This is a genomic window from Lelliottia jeotgali, from assembly GCF_016771845.1.
Classification (GTDB): domain Bacteria; phylum Pseudomonadota; class Gammaproteobacteria; order Enterobacterales; family Enterobacteriaceae; genus Enterobacter; species Enterobacter jeotgali.
The window spans coordinates 67,474-87,287 of the sequence record NZ_JAENMQ010000010.1; the positions used below are offsets into that span (position 1 = coordinate 67,474).

The 19,814-nt window shown below is 57.8% G+C and carries 19 protein-coding genes; 14 read left to right on the plus strand and 5 right to left on the minus strand.

Annotated elements, in window-relative coordinates; genetic code table 11:
• Positions 1-84 precede the first annotated feature (84 nt).
• The 4 genes from JBO43_RS17075 (at position 85) to modC (ending at position 2,936) form a co-directional block, all read left to right on the plus strand.
• Entirely contained in the window at positions 85-234 is a 150-nt protein-coding gene (locus JBO43_RS17075; RefSeq protein ID WP_032638956.1) for an AcrZ family multidrug efflux pump-associated protein, read from the plus strand.
• A 178-nt stretch (positions 235-412) separates the two neighbouring features.
• Positions 413-1,186: a molybdate ABC transporter substrate-binding protein gene (gene modA / locus JBO43_RS17080; protein ID WP_095281300.1), complete on the plus strand. Its 774-nt coding sequence runs from the start codon at positions 413-415 to the stop codon at positions 1,184-1,186.
• Positions 1,186-1,875 carry a molybdate ABC transporter permease subunit gene (gene modB / locus JBO43_RS17085; RefSeq protein WP_095281301.1) on the plus strand — a complete coding sequence of 230 codons (690 nt, stop codon included), beginning with the start codon at positions 1,186-1,188 and terminating at the stop codon, positions 1,873-1,875. Before modA ends, modB begins: the two co-directional genes overlap by 1 nt.
• A 2-nt stretch (positions 1,876-1,877) precedes the next feature.
• The gene (modC, locus tag JBO43_RS17090; RefSeq protein WP_103946961.1) at positions 1,878-2,936 is read left to right on the plus strand and encodes a molybdenum ABC transporter ATP-binding protein ModC; all 1,059 of its coding nucleotides are present in this window, start codon (positions 1,878-1,880) and stop codon (positions 2,934-2,936) included.
• Here modC and JBO43_RS17095 read toward each other — a convergent pair whose 3' ends face one another.
• A complete protein-coding gene (locus tag JBO43_RS17095; protein ID WP_095281303.1) occupies positions 2,937-3,755 on the minus strand; it encodes a pyridoxal phosphatase in 819 nt (272 codons plus the stop codon). It abuts the gene before it with no gap.
• 128 nt (positions 3,756-3,883) lie between these two features.
• Here JBO43_RS17095 and pgl point away from each other — a divergent pair, with 128 nt between their 5' ends.
• On the plus strand, positions 3,884-4,879 hold the full coding sequence (gene pgl, locus JBO43_RS17100) for a 6-phosphogluconolactonase (protein ID WP_103948776.1): 996 nt from the start codon (positions 3,884-3,886) through the stop codon (positions 4,877-4,879).
• A 60-nt stretch (positions 4,880-4,939) separates the two neighbouring features.
• On the opposite strand, the gene JBO43_RS17105 is transcribed toward pgl, so the two are convergent.
• A complete protein-coding gene (locus JBO43_RS17105; RefSeq protein WP_202674755.1) occupies positions 4,940-6,223 on the minus strand; it encodes a putative acyl-CoA thioester hydrolase in 1,284 nt (427 codons plus the stop codon).
• A 224-nt stretch (positions 6,224-6,447) separates the two neighbouring features.
• Here JBO43_RS17105 and hutI point away from each other — a divergent pair, with 224 nt between their 5' ends.
• The 5 genes from hutI (at position 6,448) to hutH (ending at position 12,699) form a co-directional block, all read left to right on the plus strand.
• Positions 6,448-7,671 carry an imidazolonepropionase gene (hutI, locus tag JBO43_RS17110; protein WP_202674756.1) on the plus strand — a complete coding sequence of 408 codons (1,224 nt, stop codon included), beginning with the start codon at positions 6,448-6,450 and terminating at the stop codon, positions 7,669-7,671.
• On the plus strand, positions 7,668-8,606 hold the full coding sequence (gene hutG, locus JBO43_RS17115; RefSeq protein ID WP_202674757.1) for a formimidoylglutamase: 939 nt from the start codon (positions 7,668-7,670) through the stop codon (positions 8,604-8,606). Before hutI ends, hutG begins: the two co-directional genes overlap by 4 nt.
• A gap of 19 nt (positions 8,607-8,625) precedes the next feature.
• Positions 8,626-9,360 carry a histidine utilization repressor gene (locus JBO43_RS17120; RefSeq protein WP_103946955.1) on the plus strand — a complete coding sequence of 245 codons (735 nt, stop codon included), beginning with the start codon at positions 8,626-8,628 and terminating at the stop codon, positions 9,358-9,360.
• Between the two features lie 127 nt (positions 9,361-9,487).
• Positions 9,488-11,173, plus strand: coding sequence for a urocanate hydratase (gene hutU, locus JBO43_RS17125; RefSeq protein WP_202674758.1), 1,686 nt, complete (start codon positions 9,488-9,490; stop codon positions 11,171-11,173).
• Positions 11,173-12,699, plus strand: coding sequence for a histidine ammonia-lyase (hutH, locus tag JBO43_RS17130; protein WP_202674759.1), 1,527 nt, complete (start codon positions 11,173-11,175; stop codon positions 12,697-12,699). The genes hutU and hutH overlap by 1 nt, the downstream gene beginning before the upstream one ends.
• A 185-nt stretch (positions 12,700-12,884) precedes the next feature.
• Here the strand turns inward: hutH and JBO43_RS17135 are convergent, their stop codons facing one another.
• Positions 12,885-13,361, minus strand: a complete 477-nt coding sequence (locus JBO43_RS17135; protein ID WP_202674760.1) for a kinase inhibitor — start codon at positions 13,359-13,361, stop codon at positions 12,885-12,887.
• A gap of 69 nt (positions 13,362-13,430) precedes the next feature.
• Positions 13,431-14,738, minus strand: coding sequence for an adenosylmethionine--8-amino-7-oxononanoate transaminase (gene bioA, locus JBO43_RS17140; RefSeq protein WP_202674761.1), 1,308 nt, complete (start codon positions 14,736-14,738; stop codon positions 13,431-13,433).
• Positions 14,739-14,931: 193 nt separating this feature from the next.
• On the opposite strand from bioA, the gene bioB reads away from it, so the two are divergent.
• From bioB to bioD, 4 genes are read left to right on the plus strand one after another with little or no spacing between them, the layout of a single operon-like run.
• Positions 14,932-15,960: a biotin synthase BioB gene (bioB, locus tag JBO43_RS17145; protein WP_202674762.1), complete on the plus strand. Its 1,029-nt coding sequence runs from the start codon at positions 14,932-14,934 to the stop codon at positions 15,958-15,960.
• Complete coding sequence (gene bioF / locus JBO43_RS17150; protein ID WP_202674763.1) at positions 15,957-17,111, plus strand: 8-amino-7-oxononanoate synthase; 1,155 nt, start codon at positions 15,957-15,959, stop codon at positions 17,109-17,111. The genes bioB and bioF overlap by 4 nt, the downstream gene beginning before the upstream one ends.
• The gene (gene bioC / locus JBO43_RS17155) at positions 17,095-17,850 is read left to right on the plus strand and encodes a malonyl-ACP O-methyltransferase BioC (RefSeq protein ID WP_202674764.1); all 756 of its coding nucleotides are present in this window, start codon (positions 17,095-17,097) and stop codon (positions 17,848-17,850) included. Before bioF ends, bioC begins: the two co-directional genes overlap by 17 nt.
• Entirely contained in the window at positions 17,843-18,544 is a 702-nt protein-coding gene (bioD, locus tag JBO43_RS17160; RefSeq protein ID WP_095281313.1) for a dethiobiotin synthase, read from the plus strand. The genes bioC and bioD overlap by 8 nt, the downstream gene beginning before the upstream one ends.
• Here bioD and JBO43_RS17165 read toward each other — a convergent pair.
• Complete coding sequence (locus JBO43_RS17165; RefSeq protein WP_095281314.1) at positions 18,507-19,229, minus strand: ABC transporter ATP-binding protein; 723 nt, start codon at positions 19,227-19,229, stop codon at positions 18,507-18,509. The genes bioD and JBO43_RS17165 overlap by 38 nt on opposite strands.
• Positions 19,230-19,814 lie beyond the last annotated feature (585 nt).

Sequence of the window (19,814 nt, forward strand, 5' to 3'; positions counted from 1 at the left end):
CAGCGCAAAGTCTACCGCACAAAAGGGGATGTTTTTCTGACTTTCCAGGGTAGAATACGCCATTCACAGTGTCTGGAGAAAACCATGTTAGAGTTATTGAAAAGTCTGGTATTCGCCGTGATCATGGTACCCGTAGTGATGGCCATCATCCTCGGCGCCATCTACGGCCTGGGTGAAGTGTTCAACCTCTTTTCGAACATTGGTCACAAAGACCAGCCTAAAAAGCAGCATTGATTCCTTTCAAAACGCCCGGCAAGTCCGGGCGTTTTGCCCTCAAGTTTCTGCCTTTCCCGCCGATAGTTAACTTTGCATCAGGTTTGTTTACCCCTTAGACGGTACGATTTAACGCTAGGTTATCCTTACAGTTATCGTTATATTTATAGATATATAACGACACTCACAGGAGCTACAAATGGCACGTACATGGTTACGCCTTTTCGCAGGGGCAACACTGACACTTTCCGTCGCCGGACATGCACTGGCTGACGAAGGTAAAATCACGGTCTTTGCGGCGGCGTCGCTGACCAACGCCATGCAGGACATTGCGGCGCAGTACAAGAAAGAAAAAAATGTTGAGGTTGTCTCTTCGTTTGCCTCTTCTTCAACGCTGGCTCGCCAGATTGAAGCCGGCGCGCCTGCCGATCTGTTTATTTCTGCCGACCAGAAATGGATGGATTACGCGGTTGAGAAAAAATCTATTGATACGGCAACCCGCGAAACTCTGCTGGGTAACAGCCTAGTCGTGGTTGCGCCAAAAGCCAGCGCACAGGGCGAGTTCACCATTAATAAAGACACCAACTGGACCAGCCTGCTGAAAGAGGGCCGTCTGGCGGTGGGCGATCCGGACCACGTTCCGGCGGGTATCTACGCGAAAGAAGCGCTGCAAAAACTGGGTGCGTGGGATACATTGTCACCAAAACTGGCTCCGGCTGAAGATGTGCGTGGCGCACTGGCGCTGGTCGAGCGCAACGAAGCACCGTTGGGCATTGTCTATGGCTCCGATGCGGTTGCCGGTAAAGGCGTGAAAGTCGTCGGTACGTTCCCGGAAGACTCGCACAAGAAAGTGGAATACCCGGTAGCCATTGTTGATGGACATAAAAATGCGACGGTCAGTGCCTTCTACGATTATCTGAAAGGGCCTGAAGCGTCAGCCATCTTTAAACGTTACGGATTTACGACTCACTAATGATATTGACCGATCCTGAATGGCAGGCCGTGCTGCTGAGCCTTAAAGTCTCTTCCCTGGCAGTTGCCTTTAGTTTGCCCTTTGGGATCTTCTTTGCCTGGTTACTGGTGCGTTGTCGGTTTCCGGGCAAAGCTCTGCTCGACAGTGTTCTCCATCTTCCTCTCGTGTTGCCGCCGGTGGTGGTCGGTTACTTATTGCTGATTGCGATGGGGCGACGCGGTTTTATCGGCCAGTATTTGTATGACTGGTTCGGCCTGACGTTTGCCTTTAGCTGGCGCGGCGCGGTACTGGCAGCGGCGGTGATGTCGTTCCCGCTGATGGTGCGAGCCATTCGCCTGGCGCTGGAAGGTGTTGACATCAAGCTGGAGCAGGCGGCGCGCACCTTAGGTGCCGGGCGCTGGCGGGTGTTCTTCACCATCACACTACCTCTCACGCTGCCGGGTATTATTGTCGGCACGGTGCTGGCGTTTGCCCGCTCGCTTGGCGAATTTGGCGCGACCATTACCTTCGTGTCTAACATTCCCGGCGAAACCCGCACCATTCCGTCGGCGATGTATACCCTGATTCAGACACCGGGCGGTGAAGGCGCTGCCGCACGGCTGTGCATTATCTCCATCGTGCTGGCGCTGGTGTCACTGCTGGTTTCTGAATGGCTGGCGCGTCTGAGCCGCGAGCGGATGGGGAAATAATCATGCTTGAACTTAACTTCAGCCAGACGCTGGGCAACCACTGCCTGACGCTCAATGAAACATTGCCTGCATCTGGCATCACCGCTGTTTTTGGTGTGTCGGGTGCGGGAAAAACCTCGCTGATTAATGCCATCAGCGGGCTGACGCGCCCGCAAACGGGCCGCATTGTGCTCAACAATCGCGTGCTGCACGACGTTGAAAAGAAGATTTACCTTGCGCCTGAAAAACGGCGCATCGGCTATGTATTCCAGGATGCGCGACTGTTCCCGCACTACAAAGTGCGCGGTAACCTGCGCTATGGCATGGCAAAAAGTATGGCCGGACAGTTTGATAATCTGGTCAATCTACTCGGTATTGAGCCATTGCTGGAACGCCTTCCGTCGTCACTTTCTGGCGGCGAAAAGCAGCGTGTGGCGATTGGGCGCGCGCTGTTAACCGCGCCGGAATTACTGTTGCTGGATGAACCGCTGGCCTCGCTGGATTTACCGCGTAAACGCGAGCTGCTGCCGTATTTGCAGCGTCTGGCGCGCGAGATAAACATTCCGATGCTCTACGTCAGCCATTCGCTGGATGAAATTCTGCACCTGGCGGACAACGTGCTGGTGCTTGAAAACGGCAGCGTCAAAGCCTTTGGTCCGCTGGAGGAAGTGTGGGGCAGCAGCGTGATGCACCCGTGGCTGCCGAAAGAGCAGCAGAGCAGCGTTCTGAAGGTCAGCGTGCTGGAGCACCATCCGCACTACGCCATGACCGCGCTGGCGCTGGGCGATCAGCATCTGTGGGTCAATAAAATCGACAAGCCGCTGCAATCCGCGCTGCGCATTCGTATTCAGGCATCTGACGTTTCTCTGGTGCTGCAGCCGCCGCTGCAAACCAGTATCCGTAATATTCTGCGCGCCAAAGTGGCGCAGTGTCTGGACGATAACGGGCAGGTGGAAGTGCAGCTGGAAGTGGGGAGCAAAAAGCTGTGGGCGCGCATCAGCCCGTGGGCCAGGGATGAGCTGGGCATCAAACCTGGCCTGTGGCTTTACGCGCAGATTAAGAGCGTGTCGATCACCACCTGATCACAGCAGATGGGTATAAATATACTGCGCGATGCTGTCGGTGGTGTTGTCGCCAATCACCACGTTGGCGCGTGCTTTCACGGCGTCGTCAGCATTGCCCATCGCCACGCCGGTTCCGGCAGCTTCCAGCATGCTGATATCGTTGTAATTATCCCCGAAGGCAATCACGTCTTTCATCGACCCGCCCTGAGATTCAACAAACTGCGTCAGGCGCTTGCCTTTACTGTTGCCTTTGCGGGCTATATCCACCTGATCGTGCCACGACCATTCGCACTCCAGACCCAGCGTCTGTTCGACGTGTTTCGCGAAAGCGTTCAGTTTGGTGGTGTCTTCGTCGGTGAGGGCAAATTTCCAGATAGCGTTCACATCCACAGCGGCCTGGCGCAGAGATGACACCTGCGTAAAGACCGGACGCTGCGCTTCGGGCAGGGACAGCGCCCAATTGCTGGTGCGGGTTACGTGTCCGGTAGGGCGCTCATACATCATCGCATCATCGACATACATCAGGCCGTGAATGGCGTGTTCATCCAGCAAATCTATCAGTTGCAGGGCCTGCGTCGAAGGCAGCGGATCGGCCTGGAGAACCTTTTTTGCATGATAATCATACAAATAAGTACCATTACAACAAATTGCAGGTGTATCTAACGCCAGTGCCTGATAAAAAGGATGAATGGCAACGTGATGTCGACCGGTAACGATCATGAGTTGATATCCCGCTTCCTGAGCACGTTTCAGTGCTTCAAGCGAAGAGGGGAGCAGGGTTTTTTGCGGGGTTAACAGCGTACCGTCTAAATCCAGAGCAATCACACGCGAGGTCATTTGTTCTTCCGGGTTAATATTGAATTTAAGGTCTAAGAGGATGGTACACCGAGAGGCGTGACCCACAAAATGTCAGACTAAAATTCAGCATTCACCGTTAAATTTACGCGCAGTGGAGAGGAGTATTCATGAAACAAACCGTTTATACCGCCAGTCCTGAGAGCCAGCAGATCCACGTCTGGCGTTTGAATGCGGAAGGCTCGCTCACGCTGGTGCAGGTGGTTGATGTGCCGGGGCAGGTGCAACCGATGGTTGTCAGCCCGGATAAACGTTTCCTGTATGTCGGCGTGCGTCCTGAGTTTCGCGTACTGGCCTACCGCATTGCGCCGGACGATGGCGCCCTGACGTATATCGCTGAAGCACCGCTGCCGGGCAGCCCGACGCACATCTCCACCGATCGCAAAGGCCAGTTCGTGTTCAGCGGCTCTTACAATTCCGGCTGCGTCAGCGTTACGCGTCTGGTCGATGGTGTTCCACAGGAGACTGTGGACGTGGTTGAAGGGCTGGAAGGCTGTCACTCGGCGAATATCTCCCCGGACAACCGCACCCTGTGGGTTCCGGCGCTGAAACAGGATCGTATCTGCCTGTTCACCCTGAGCGACGACGGACATCTGGCCGCGCAGACCCCGGCAGAAATCACCACCGTTGAGGGTGCAGGCCCACGTCACATGGTATTCCACCCGAATCAGCAGTATGCCTATGTGGTGAACGAGCTGAACAGCTCAGTCGACGTGTGGGAACTCAAAGATCCGAAAGGCCAGATTGAGCGCGTTCAGACGCTGGACATGATGCCATCTGATTTCACCGACACCCGCTGGGCGGCAGATATTCACATCACCCCGGACGGGCGTCATCTGTACGCCTGCGATCGCACCTCCAGCCTGATCACCATTTTCAGCGTCTCGGAAGATGGCAGCGTGCTGGCGATCGAAGGCTTCCAGCCGACCGAAACCCAGCCGCGTGGCTTTAATATCGACAACAGCGGCAAATTCCTGGTGGCGGCGGGGCAGAAATCCCACCACATCGCCCTGTATGAAATCAAAGGCGAACAGGGCCTGCTGGAAGAGAAAGGACGCTATGCCGTCGGCCAGGGCCCAATGTGGGTAGTGGTTAACGCGCACTAAGCGGCGTAGAAAACAAAAAACCTCGCGTTTGCGAGGTTTTTTTATGCCCGGAGTTCGGGGTTACTGCTTCGGCTCAGCCATCACTTTGCTACCCACACCGCGGTTGTTGTATTCCCACATGCGGTTGAAGTTAGCGTCGTTCAGGTTACGCTGCACGTTGCCTTTATCATCCATCGCGCCGGTGTTACCGGAGTACGGACGTTTGGAGATTGCAGCATCGGCCCACGGTTTTGCCATGTTGAAGCCTTCGTTGATCACGCTATCGCGGATGACGACCTGGCCGTTAGTGGCGGAGTCGATATCCAGCGAACGGCCAAGCTGCGCCACGCCGTCACCGGATGCGGTAAAGCGGCTGTTCACGGCCAGGAAACCGTAGAACATGTTGGACAGGGTTGCCGGCGCAAACACGTAACCTTCCTGCTGGGTGCGGGAGTTCACCACGCGGAACTCGGTGTTATCAAACACCACTGCACCGCGACCGGAGACGATATCCACATCACCTTTGATATAGCTATTGGTGACCTGAGTACGGGTCAGACGGTTATTCTGCAGGGCATTCTGCACGCCGCTGTTGGTCACGAAGAAGGTGTTCTGGCGACCGAGAATGTTCACGTTGTTGATCTGCACTTTATCGCCGTCAGTACGCAGGGCAACCGCCTGATGGTTACCCGCATCCACGCTGTCACCCAGGGTGTTCTGGATGGTCAGGTTCTGCAGCTGCAAACCGTTATTCTGCGACCAGAATACCGCCGAGCACATCATGCCCACTGTGGCGGTTTGCTTGCTCTGGCAGTTGTCGAACATGTACCACGCCGGTTTGCCTGGCATATATTTACCGGCTGGATTGACCAGGTGACGCCAGGTATTACGGTCGATTTCCGAGTCAATCGCCAGACCAATTTTCACGTCGATGGCTTTATCACCGGTACCGTAAATCGTAATGCTGCCCGGTGCGGCAGGAACGTAAACGGTCCCTTCATAGTCGCCTGGCAGGACCGCAATGTACTGGCGCGATGCGCTGTGTTTGGTAATGGCGGCGTCAACGGCGGCCTGAATGCTGGTATGCGTCACGCCCTGGGTGCCTGCCGGGCCAACCACGAAGTTTGGTTGTGCAGGAATGCTAATAGAAGACGGCGTCCACGGAGCCGCGTTCGGGTCCATCGCAGAGTAATAATGTGCTGCGCTGAAGTTCTTCGCTTCACCCGCAGACAGAATAGGGCGGGATGCCGTGCCTGGCGCAGCCTGCTCGGATGGCAGCTGGTCAGGTGGGGTTGAGCTGCACGCGGACAACGTCACGCCAAAGGCGAGTGCCAACGCCAGACGAGAAATCCTGGAAATGTTCAAGGGAAAGCTCCTTGCTTCACGAGTCTTAACGGGATGATCGAAATAGCCTGCTTTTTTATACTAAGTTGAGCGAAACGGGAAGATGAAAAGCGAAAAAGTTGCATATTTCACCCGCATCCGGCGGGGAAGTCGTCACAAATAAATAACAATTTCCGTAAAGCGGGTTGACACCGGCAAACGAATGAAAATAAATGTCTATACAACCCATGACAAGCGGAACTCCTATGCAGCAGCTTCATCCCGACGATGTCCTTTGGCGTAACGCACGGCTGGCGACCCTGAACCCTGAGGAGCCAGCACCTTACGGGCTGCGTGAAAAGGTGGCGCTGATTGTGCGCGGCGAGACGATTGTCGCCGTCGTTCCTGAATCGGAACTGCCGAAAACGCACGCTCATCAGGTTGATCTCGACGGGCGTCTGGTTACGCCGGGCCTGATTGATTGCCACACCCATCTGGTGTTTGGCGGCGACCGCGCCGGGGAGTGGGAGCAACGCCTCAACGGCGTCTCATATCAAACGATCAGCGCTCAGGGCGGGGGGATCAATTCCACTGTTTCCGCCACGCGAGAAAGTGACACGCAAACGCTGCTGAAACGAGCGGAACAGCGCCTGCACCGTTTGATGCAAGAAGGTGTCACCACGCTTGAAATCAAATCGGGTTACGGACTTAACGCGCAGAGCGAAGAGAAAATGCTGCGCGTGGCTCAAACCCTTGCTCAAAACCATCCGGTGGAGATCAGCCCGACGCTGCTCGCCGCCCATGCGGTGCCGAAAGAATATCGTCAGGATCCGGATGCGTACATTTCGCTGGTGTGCGAGCAGATCATGCCCGCTCTCTGGCGTGAAGGCCTGTTTGAAGCCGTAGACGTGTTTTGCGAAAACGTCGGCTTCACGCCGTCGCAAACCGAGCGGGTATTCCAGGCTGCCACTGCGCTGGGTATTCCCGTTAAAGGCCACGTCGAGCAACTGTCTAACCTGGGCGGCGCGTCATTAGTCAGCCGCTATCACGGCTGGTCTGCCGATCATATTGAGTATCTTGATGACGCGGGCGTAAGCGCGATGGCGCACAGCGGCACGGTGGCGGTGTTGCTGCCAGGCGCGTACTACTTCTTACAGGAACGCCAGCGCCCGCCGGTTGAACAACTGCGAAAACAGGGCGTACCGATGGCCGTCGCCACGGATTACAACCCTGGCACCAGCCCGTTTGCCAGCCTGCATCTGGCGATGAACATGGCCTGCGTGCAGTTTGGCCTTACGCCGGAAGAGGCGTGGGCGGGCGTTACCCGCCACGCCGCACAGGCGCTGGGGCGCGGAGCCACACATGGTCAGCTCAGGGCCGGATATGTCGCTGATTTTATCGTCTGGGACGCCGAACGTCCGGTGGAGATGGTCTACGAACCGGGGCGTAATCCGCTTTATCAGCGCGTATTTAGAGGGAAAGTCTCATGAAACTGTGGCGGCCCACTTCGCCTGACATCTGGCAAGGGCGCGATGACAGCGCTGAGGCCAGCAACGCGCTGCGCCTTTTCCAGACCGTTCAGCAGATCGATCGTTTTGTGCCCAAACAGTCAGGCATTGCGCTGATAGGATTTGAATGCGATGCCGGTGTGAAACGCAACCACGGCAGGCCCGGAGCGCTACAAGCCCCGGATGTACTGCGTAAAGCGCTGGCGAACATGGCAAGCCAGGAAGGGCACGCGCGCATTACCGACATGGGTACCATCACCGTTGAAGACGATGAACTTGAAGCTGCCCAGCGTGCGCTAAGTGACGCGGTGCAAACCTGCCAGCAGTCGGGGATGCGCACGCTGGTGTTCGGCGGCGGGCACGAAACGGCCTGGGCGCACGGTCGTGGGGTACTGGATGCGTTTGCGCAGGAGCGCGTTGTGATTATTAATCTCGATGCCCATCTCGATCTACGTGAAGCTGAACACGCTACGTCAGGCACACCGTTCCGCCAGCTGGCGCAGTACTGCGAAGCACAACAGCGCGAGTTTCAGTACGCCTGCTTTGGCGTCAGCCGGGCGGCAAATACTCAGGCGCTGTGGGACGAAGCAGACCGTCTGAACGTCACTCTGGTGGAAGATCTCGATTTTCGCCGTGCGGCGTTACCCACGCTGGAAAAGGTGCTGGCGCAAGCCGAACGCGTCTATCTGACTATCGATCTGGATGTCCTGCCCGCCGGGGAAATGCCTGCCGTTTCAGCCCCGGCGGCGCTCGGTGTTCCGGCGCTGGATTTACTCCCGGTGATCGGTGAAATCTGTCGCAGCGGAAAATTACAGGCGGTCGATTTAGTCGAATTTAACCCGACCTACGACCGCGACGGACAGGGCGCACGGCTTGCCGCGCGTCTGGCGTGGCAAATTGCTCACTGGTGGGCATAACTCTTATTAAGGAATCACGATGTTTTCACGCTCACCGAATCAACCGCCCGGTACGCCTGCCCCCTTCTATGAGAAGGTGAAACAGGCCATCAGCGAAAAAATCGCCACCGGCGTCTGGCAGCCGCACGACCGCATCCCCTCCGAGGCCGAGCTGGTGGCGCAGTTTGGCTTTAGCCGCATGACCATTAACCGTGCGCTGCGCGAACTCACCGACGAAGGTCTGCTGGTGCGCTTGCAGGGCGTCGGGACCTTTGTGGCCGAGCCGAAAGGGCAGTCGGCGCTGTTTGAAATCCGCAGCATCGCCGATGAGATTGCCTCGCGCAATCATCAGCATCACTGTGAAGTGTTAATCCTGGAGGAGACCCAGGCCAGCGCCGAGCAGGCGGTCGAGCTGAATGTCAAAGAGGGAGCGCGGATTTTCCATTCGGTGATGGTGCATTTTGAGAACGACATCCCGGTGCAAATTGAGGATCGCTGCGTCAACGCCGACCGGGTTCCCGATTATCTCCAGCAGGATTACACCCAAACCACGCCCCACGCCTGGCTGTCGCAGGTCGCGCCGCTGACGGAGGGGGAACACATCGTGGAAGCGGTACGAGCCACGCCGCAGGAGTGCGAACTGCTGCGCATTAAAGAGCACGACCCGTGCCTGCTGATCCGCCGTCGCACCTGGTCTTCCGGGCAGATTGTGTCGCACGCCAGACTGTTATTCCCTGGCAGCCGATATCGCCTGCAAGGGCACTTTATGTCATAAGTTTTTAAAGCGTGATAGCTAACACAATATAACAAAATTGTATCTTTATTGTTAAATCCGGCCTTGTGCGGGGTTGTCTATACAAGTATATCTGTTTGTATATTCCATCCCGTATGAGGACCACACAATGTCGTCAGGTAAATACCGTCAGCAGGATGTCCGTGCCCCGCGCGGCACCACGCTCACCGCCAAAAGCTGGCTCACCGAAGCGCCGCTGCGCATGTTGATGAACAACCTCGATCCCGAAGTCGCCGAAAACCCGCACGAGCTGGTGGTGTATGGCGGCATCGGTCGCGCAGCGCGTAACTGGGAATGCTACGACGCCATTGTGGAAGCGCTCACTAATCTCGAAATCGATGAAACCCTGCTGGTGCAATCCGGCAAACCGGTGGGTGTGTTCAAAACCCATAAAAATGCACCGCGCGTGCTGATCGCCAACTCGAACCTTGTCCCGCACTGGGCCACCTGGGAACACTTCAACGAACTGGACGCCAAAGGGCTGGCGATGTATGGCCAGATGACCGCGGGCAGCTGGATCTACATTGGCAGCCAGGGCATCGTGCAGGGCACCTACGAAACTTTCGTCGAAGCCGGGCGTCAGCACTACAACGGCTCCCTGAAAGGGCGCTGGGTCCTGACCGCCGGGCTGGGCGGGATGGGCGGCGCGCAGCCGCTGGCGGCCACGCTGGCGGGCGCGTGTTCACTCAACATCGAATGCCAACAAAGCCGCATCGATTTCCGCCTGCGCACCCGCTATGTCGATGAACAGGCCGACAATCTCGACGACGCCCTGGCGCGTATTCAGAAATACACCACCGAAGGCAAAACCGTGTCGATTGCCCTGTGCGGCAACGCGGCAGATATCGTCCCGGAACTGGTGGCGCGTGGCGTTCGCCCGGATCTGGTGACCGACCAGACCAGCGCTCACGATCCGCTCCACGGCTATCTGCCGAAAGGCTGGACGTGGGAAGACTATCAGCAAAAATCCCAAAGCGACCCGGAAGGGACGGTGCTGGCCGCCAAACGCTCAATGGCGGAGCATGTATCGGCAATGCTGGCGTTCAGCAAGATGGGCGTACCGACCTTCGATTACGGGAACAACATTCGCCAGATGGCGAAAGAGATGGGCGTGGAAAACGCCTTCGACTTCCCCGGTTTTGTCCCGGCCTATATCCGTCCGCTGTTCTGCCGTGGTATCGGTCCGTTCCGCTGGGTGGCGCTATCCGGCGACCCGCAAGATATCTACAAAACCGATGCCAAAGTAAAAGAGATCGTCTCCGATGACGCCCATCTGCACCACTGGCTGGATATGGCTCGCGAGCGTATCAATTTCCAGGGGCTGCCTGCGCGTATCTGCTGGGTGGGTCTGGAGTGGCGGCAAAAACTCGGCCTGGCGTTCAACGAGATGGTGCGCAGCGGGGAAGTTTCCGCACCGATTGTCATTGGCCGCGACCACTTAGATTCCGGTTCCGTCGCCAGCCCGAACCGTGAAACTGAAGCCATGCAGGATGGCTCCGACGCTGTGTCCGACTGGCCGTTACTCAACGCTTTACTGAATACCGCCAGCGGCGCGACCTGGGTGTCACTGCACCACGGCGGCGGCGTGGGGATGGGCTTCTCGCAACATGCGGGGATGGTGATTGTCTGCGATGGCACCGACGAAGCCGCCGCGCGTATTGCCCGCGTACTGCACAACGACCCGGCGACAGGCGTGATGCGCCATGCCGATGCGGGGTATGACATCGCGATTGACTGTGCGAAAGAGCAGGGACTGAACCTGCCGATGGTCGCCGCCACACAAGGAAAACACTGATGAATGCTTTGACTATTACTCCCGGCGCGCTGACCTTTGCTCATCTGCGTAGCGCCTGGCGTCAGCCGGTGACGCTAAAACTGGATGAAAAAGCGCATCAGGCGATCAACGATAGCGTCGCCTGCGTGGAAGCGATTGTCGCTGAAGATCGCACGGCTTACGGTATCAATACTGGTTTCGGCCTGCTGGCGCAAACGCGTATCGCCACCCACGATCTGGAAAACTTACAGCGCTCGCTGGTGCTGTCGCACGCGGCGGGCGTCGGTGAACCGCTGGACGACGAGATCGTGCGCCTGATGATGGTGCTGAAAATTAATAGCCTGGCGCGCGGTTTCTCTGGCATCCGCCTGAGCGTGATTCAGGCGCTGATCGCCCTGGTTAACGCGCAGGTTTATCCGTGGATCCCGGCTAAAGGTTCCGTTGGCGCATCGGGGGATCTGGCACCGCTGGCGCACATGTCGCTTCTGCTGTTGGGCGAGGGCAAAGCGCGCTGGCAGGGGCAATGGCTGCCAGCCAAAGAGGCGCTGCAAAAAGCCGGATTAGAGCCGATTACGCTCGCCGCGAAAGAGGGGCTGGCGCTGCTGAACGGTACACAGGCGTCCACGGCGTTTGCGTTGCGCGGTCTGTTCGAAGCCGAAGATCTGTTTGCCTCGGCGGTGGTGTGCGGCGCGCTGACCACCGAAGCGGTACTCGGCTCACGTCGTCCGTTTGACGCGCGTATTCATGAGGTTCGCGGTCAGCGCGGGCAAATTGACGCGGCGGCGATGTACCGTCATCTGCTGACTGATACCAGTGCGATTGCTGATTCACATCATAACTGCGATAAGGTGCAGGACCCGTACTCCCTGCGCTGTCAGCCGCAGGTGATGGGCGCGTGCCTGACGCAAATCCGGCAGGCCGCCGAGGTGCTGCTGGTGGAAGCCAACGCCGTTTCTGACAATCCGCTGGTCTTTGCCGAGCAAAACGAAGTGGTGTCTGGCGGGAATTTCCACGCCGAGCCGGTGGCGATGGCCGCCGATAATCTGGCATTGGCGATTGCCGAAATTGGCGCGTTGTCCGAGCGTCGTATCGCGCTGATGATGGATAAACACATGTCGCAGCTGCCGCCGTTCCTGGTGCGCAACGGCGGGGTCAACTCCGGGTTTATGATTGCCCAGGTGACGGCTGCGGCACTGGCGAGCGAGAACAAAGCGCTGTCGCATCCGCACAGCGTCGATAGCCTGCCGACGTCCGCCAATCAGGAAGACCATGTGTCGATGGCGCCTGCCGCCGGGCGTCGTCTGTGGGAGATGGCGTACAACACGCGCGGGGTGATTGCGGTCGAGTGGCTGGCGGCAGTGCAGGGAATCGATCTGCGCGAAGGTCTAAAATCCAGCCCGCTGCTGGAGCAGGCGCGGCAGAATTTGCGCGAACACGTGACACACTATGACGACGACCGTTTCTTTGCGCCGGATATTGATAAGGCGATGGAGCTGCTGAATGCGGGGAGTCTGGTGGGGTTGTTGCCAGCGGTGTGTGCGGTCTGATGCCCTCACCCCGGCCCTCTCCCACGGGAGAGGGAGAAAACCGCACCGAACAATTCCCTCTCCCACGGGAGAGGGAGAAAACCGCACCGAACAATTCCTTCTCCCACGGGAGAGGGAGAAAACCGCACCGTACATTTCCCTCTCCCGTGGGGAGAGGGTTAGGGTGAGGGGCCCAGCCCGCTCGATCAGATATACATCGCCGTAATCGACGCACTTCCCAGCGTATGAAAATGCACGTTAAAGCCTACCATCGCGCCGCTCGCGTCTTCATCTACGTCAATTTTCTCAACGTCCAGCGCATGCACGGTGAAAATATACCGGTGCGTTTCGCCTTTCGGTGGCGCCGCGCCGCCGTATCCCGCTTTACCAAAATCGGTGCGGGTTTGAACTGCCCCATCAGGTAAGGCCACCAAATCTGAGCCGGAACCCTGCGGCAGCACGCGCGTGTCGGCGGGGAGATTGGCGACAATCCAGTGCCACCAGCCGGAACCGGTCGGCGCGTCCGGGTCGTAGCAGGTCACGACAAAACTCTTGGTTCCGGGCGGAACCTCGTCCCAGGCCAGGTGCGGCGAAATATTATCGCCCTGATAACCCATGCCATTGAACACGTGGCGTTCGGGCAATTTTTCGCCGTCGCGCAGATCCTGACTGATAATCTTCATGCGATTTCTCCTCGGTAGCCGTGCAAAAAGTGTAAACCATCCACAGCATACCGAGGCTAACGCGTTGGGTTAAATCGCAAAATGTGCGGGAATGTTAACGGCTTCGATCACCGCATCCGTCAGTTTCTGCAACTGCGCAGGCGTAATGATGTACGGTGGCATCAGGTAGATCAGTTTGCCGAACGGACGCACCCACACGCCGCGCTCGACGAAGAACCGTTGTAACACCGCCATGTTGACAGGATGTGTCGTTTCGACCACGCCAATCGCCCCCAGCACCCGCACATCGGCGACAAATTCAGAATCCGCCGCGCCTGCCAGTTCGTGCGTGAGTTGTGATTCGATAGCCGCCACCTGCGCCCGCCATTCGCCATTTTCCAGAATGGCCAGACTTTCGCTGGCGACCGCGCAGGCCAGGGGATTACCCATAAACGTCGGGCCATGCATAAAGCAACCCGCTTCGCCGTCGCTGATGGTGTCCGCGACGTGACGCGTGGTCAGCGTAGCGGAAAGCGTCATGGTGCCGCCCGTTAGGGCTTTACCGAGGCACAAAATATCCGGCGCAATGTCCGCGTGTTCGCAGGCAAACAGCTTACCGGTGCGACCAAACCCGGTGGCGATTTCGTCGGCGATCAGCAAGATGCCTTCGCGGTCGCACATCTTGCGAATACGTTTTAACCATTCCGGGTGGTACATGCGCATCCCGCCTGCGCCCTGGACCACTGGCTCCAGAATCACAGCGGCGATCTCGTGGCGATGGGCCGCCATCAGACGGGCAAAGCCGACCATATCCATCTCGTTCCACTCGCCGCCAAAACGGCTCTGCGGGGCCGGAGCAAACAGGTTTTCCGGCAGATAGCCCTGCCACAGGCTGTGCATGGAGTTATCCGGATCGCAGACTGACATCGCGCCGAAGGTGTCGCCGTGATAGCCGTTGCGGAAGGTCAGGAAACGCTGGCGCGGATCGCCTTTCGCCTGCCAGTACTGCAGTGCCATTTTCATCGCCACTTCCACCGCCACCGAACCCGAATCGGCGAGGAAAACGCATTCCAGCGATGCCGGAGTCATGGACACCAGACGACGGCAAAGGTCAATCGCTGGCTGATGGGTGATCCCGCCAAACATCACGTGGGACATCTGGTCAATTTGCGTTTTCATCGCCGCATTCAGGCGCGGATGGTTGTACCCGTGGATGGTCGCCCACCAGGAGGACATCCCATCGACCAGCGTTTCGCCGGTGGCGAGATGCAGTTCGCACCCGCGCGCTGAGGCGACCGGATAGACGGGTAACGGCTGGGTCATGGAGGTGTAGGGGTGCCAGATATGCTGCTTGTCGAAGGCGAGATCGTCCTGGGTCATAATCGACTTGTAAACCATTTTGAAAAGTTTTAGGTTTACGAGTATAAACCGAACCCACAGTTAATTAACAGTACACGAAATATTTCGTGTGGCATCGCGGCGGCAAGCGAGCGAATCCCCGGGAGCATAGATAACTATGTGACCGGAGTGAGCAAGCGCAGCCAACAAAGAGGCCGCGCGAAATATGAAGTGTAACTTTTGGAGAAGCCCGATGGCTAATCACCCGCGCTGGACAATGTCGCAAGTCACCGAATTATTTAACAAACCTTTCCTCGAACTGATGTTCGAAGCCCAGCAAATCCACCGCCAGCACTTCGATCCGCGTCATGTGCAGGTCAGCACGCTGCTGTCGATCAAAACCGGTGCCTGCCCGGAAGACTGCAAATATTGCCCGCAAAGTGCGCGCTATAAAACCGGGCTTGAAGCCGAGCGTCTGATGGAAGTTGAGCAGGTTCTCGACTCGGCGCGTAAAGCGAAAAATGCCGGTTCGACCCGATTCTGCATGGGGGCGGCGTGGAAAAACCCGCACGACCGCGATATGCCGTATCTCGAGCAGATGGTGCAAGGCGTGAAAGAGATGGGCCTTGAAGCCTGTATGACCCTCGGCACACTGAACGAAACCCAGGCGCAGCGCCTGTCGGCGGCGGGGCTGGACTACTACAACCACAACCTCGACACCTCGCCGGAATTCTACGGCAACATCATCACCACCCGTACCTATCAGGAGCGTCTGGACACCCTCGGCAAGGTACGAGATGCCGGGATTAAGGTCTGCTCCGGGGGGATCGTCGGCTTAGGCGAAACGGTGAAAGATCGCGCGGGCCTGCTGCTCCAGCTGGCGAATCTGCCGACGCCGCCTGAAAGCGTGCCGATCAACATGCTGGTCAAGGTCAAAGGTACACCGATGGCGGATAACGACGATGTGGATGCCTTTGATTTTATCCGCACTATCGCCGTGGCGCGCATCATGATGCCAACCTCGTTCGTGCGCCTTTCCGCAGGCCGCGAGCAGATGAATGAACAGACTCAGGCGATGTGCTTTATGGCGGGCGCCAACTCGATTTTCTACGGCTGCAAACTGCTGACCACGCCGAACCCGGAAGAGGACAAAGACGTTCAGCTGTTCCGCAAGCTAGGGCTGAATCCGCATCAGACCGAAGTGCTGACGGGCGATAACGAGCTGGAACAGCAGCTTTTCAACGCCGACACCGAACAGTATTACAACGCCGCGACCGTATGACCTGGCAACATCGTATCGATGCCGCCCTTGACGAACGCCGGGCGGCGGACGCGTTTCGCACGCGCTCAGCCGTCAAGGGCGGCGGGCGCTTTCTGCTTCGCGACCAGCGCCAGTTCTGCAATTTCTCCAGCAACGATTATCTGGGCTTAAGCCAGCACCCGGCGATTGTCCGCGCCTGGCAGCAGGGGGCAGATAGGTATGGCGTGGGAAGCGGTGGCTCGGGGCATGTGACGGGCTACACCACCGCACATCAGGCGCTGGAAGAGCAGCTTGCCGACTGGCTCGGCTATTCGCGCGCGCTGCTGTTTATCTCCGGTTTTGCTGCTAATCAGGCACTGATCGCCGCGCTGGTGGGTAAAGAGGATCGGATTGTCGCCGACCGTCTGAGCCACGCTTCGCTGCTGGAAGCCGCCAGTCTCAGCCCGGCGCAGCTGCGTCGGTTTGCCCACAACGACGTGAAACAGCTCGATGCGCTGCTGGAGAAACCCTGCGAAGGGCAACAGCTGGTGGTGACCGAAGGGGTATTCAGCATGGACGGCGACAGCGCACCGCTGGGTGAATTGCACGCCACCGCCCGGCGGCACGATGCCTGGCTGCTGGTGGATGATGCCCACGGCATTGGCGTGCTCGGCGAAGCAGGGCGCGGGAGTGCCGCCAGCCAGGATGTGAAACCGGAACTGCTAGTTGTGACCTTTGGCAAAGGGTTTGGCATCAGCGGTGCAGCGGTGCTGTGCAGTGACTCGGTGGCCGATTATTTGCTGCAATTTGCCCGCCATCTGATCTACAGCACCAGTATGCCGCCCGCGCAGGCGGTGGCGCTGCAGGAAGCGCTAAACGTGATTCGGAGCGACGAGGGTGAACAGCGTCGGCAAATTCTGGCGGCGCATATTCAGCGCTTCCGGGCTGGCGTTGGCGAACTGCCGTGGCAGATGACGCAATCGCAAAGCGCCATTCAGCCGCTGATTGTCGGTGAAAACAGCCGCACATTACGGCTGGCGCAGCAGCTTCGCGAGCGGGGGATGTGGGTGACGGCGATCCGTCCGCCGACGGTTCCAGCGGGTACAGCGCGTCTGCGTCTAACCTTGACCGCCGCGCACCACGCGCAGGATATCGAGGATTTACTGGAGGCGCTGCATGACGCAGGTGAATAAGCAGGCCATTGCCTCGGCCTTTGGGCGGGCGGCGCAGAGCTACTCTCAGCATGATGAATTGCAGCGCCGCAGCGCTCACGGGCTGAAAGCCTTTCTCGACGCAGGGAGGTTCAATGCCGTACTGGATGCGGGCTGTGGTCCCGGTGCGAACAGCCGTGCCTGGCGCGAGACGGGCAGCCACGTGACGGCGCTCGATCTCTCGGCGCAAATGCTGGAGCAGGCACGCTATCAGCAGGCGGCGGATGATTATCTGCTGGCGGATATCGAAGCGATTCCGTTACCTGACGCGCAGTTTGACCTGGTCTGGAGCCATCTGGCGGTGCAGTGGTGCGCCAGTTTGCCGCAGGCGCTACGCGAGCTGTATCGGGTGACGCGACCGGGAGGAATCGTTGCGTTTACCACGCTGCTGGATAACTCACTGCCGGAGCTAAATCAGGCGTGGCGCGCGGTGGATGAACAGCCGCACGCCAACCGTTTTTTATCGCAGAACGAGGTAGAAAGTGCGATGGAAGGATGGCGTTTTCGAGCCACCACGCAGATTGTGACGCTTGGATTCACGGATGCGCTGAGCGCCATGCGCTCGCTGAAAGGAATTGGCGCCACCCATCTGCACAGCGGACGGGCACGCAAACCGCTGACGCGCGGCGAACTTAACCGACTCGAACTGACGTGGCCGCGCGAGCGGGGTGAATTTCCGCTCTCTTATCAATTATTTCATGGGATTATCGAACGTGAGTGAACGTTATTTTGTCACCGGAACGGATACCGAAGTGGGTAAAACCGTCGCCAGCTCTGCGCTGTTACAGGCCGCACGTATGCAGGGTTTTATGACTGCCGGATACAAACCTGTCGCGTCGGGCAGCGAGATGACGGCGGAAGGCTTGCGCAATTCCGACGCGCTGGCGTTGCAACGCAACAGCACACTTCCGCTGGCTTACGAGGAGGTGAATCCGTACACCTTTGCGGAACCGACGTCGCCCCACATCATCAGCGCCGACGAGCAACGCCCAATTGAATTCCCGGTGCTCTCTGCGGGCCTGAGGGCGCTGGAGCAGCAGGCGGAATGGGTGCTGGTTGAAGGGGCGGGCGGCTGGTTTACGCCGCTCTCAGATAATCAAACCTTCGCCGATTGGGTGCAGGACGAACAGCTGCCGGTGATCCTCGTGGTCGGCGTCAAACTGGGCTGCATCAATCACGCGATGCTCACCGCACAGGCGATTCAACAGGCCGGTTTGCGCTTCGCGGGCTGGATTGCCAACGACGTCGTTGCGCCAGGGAAACGTCATCAGGAATATCTCGCTACGTTGCAGCGCGTGCTTCCCGCGCCGTTTCTCGGGGAAATTCCGTGGCTGGCTGAAGGCGCAGAACACGCCGAGACCGGGCAGTATCTTGATCTCAGCGCCTTGCATCCCGCGACATCCAGTGCGCGATAAGCGCCTCATCCAGTTCGTTTACGTGGCCTTGGGCCACGTTACGTCCGCGATACAGCACGCAAAAACGATCCGCCACCCGGCGGATAAACGACAGCTGTTGTTCCGCTAACAGCACCGTCATTCCCAGCTCCCGGCTCAGGCGCATCAGCAGTTGTCCTAACTTGTGGGCAAAGGTATTTCCTGTGCCGTGCAGCGGCTCATCCAGAATCAGCAGTCGAGGGCGATTGATGAGCGCATTGGCCAGCGCCAATTGATATTGCTCATCGGGCGACATACCCGTTGCTCGGGCGTGGCGCAGCGGCCAGAGCTGGGGAAAGAGGTCGTAAATCTCAGCACTTGCGCCTGCATCCGGTGTGCCTTTGGCACGCATCGCAACATGCAGATTCTCCTCGACCGTCAGCTGCGAGAATATCCGCCTGTCCTGTGAAACATAGCCAATGCCCGGCATCGCGCACTGCTCAGGTGCATCTGCGCGTAAATTGCACGGCGGTGAGCCGGTTTCATGCCAGATAATGGTGCCACTTTCTATCGGTAGCTGGCCGGTGATGCAGTTGATCAGCGTCGTTTTACCCATGCCCGGCAGCCCAATAACGCCCGTGCACATCCCCGGCGGCAAATCTAAATCCACATTCCACAGCGTGTGCTGGCTTCCGTAAAACTGATTAACAGCGCGCAGACTTAACATAATGCTCTCCTGGTAACGCGTGAGGGACAAGACGTCACAGGAATGTGCAAAACCCCTGCCATAAACTGCAGTTCGGTCAAATAAGCGGCGATTTTAAGATTACGCTCACAAAGGTTAAGCGCGGCTACAGGCCACAGAATGACTGAATTGTGATTAAGATCTCACCAGTCGTTATGCGCTGTGGGTCTGATAATCATCAAAAAAGAGCGATAAATATTTTTTATGGGCATGCCCTTGGGAAAAGCCGGGAATTTGGCGAGTGGCGGTCTGTATGGGCTGGAAGCAGTTATCCACTATTCCTGTGGATAACCATGTGCATTAGAGTTAGAAAACTTGAGGCAAGCGAGAGAATACGCGGCCTGCGCCTGAATTGGTGCGAAACGCGGCTTTAAGAAATATCTTCTATTAATTAAATAGTTAGACAAAAGCAATCAGCGTCATGAAAGTGTCACGCGCTGCCATAAAACTATCATTACCTGGCTTGACAAATGTTAAAATGAGAAATGTTCTGGGGATAACCGCATACGGCTGGTGTTTTATCTCGTCGCAGCTTAAATTTCACCCCGTTTCGCGCTCATTAAGCGG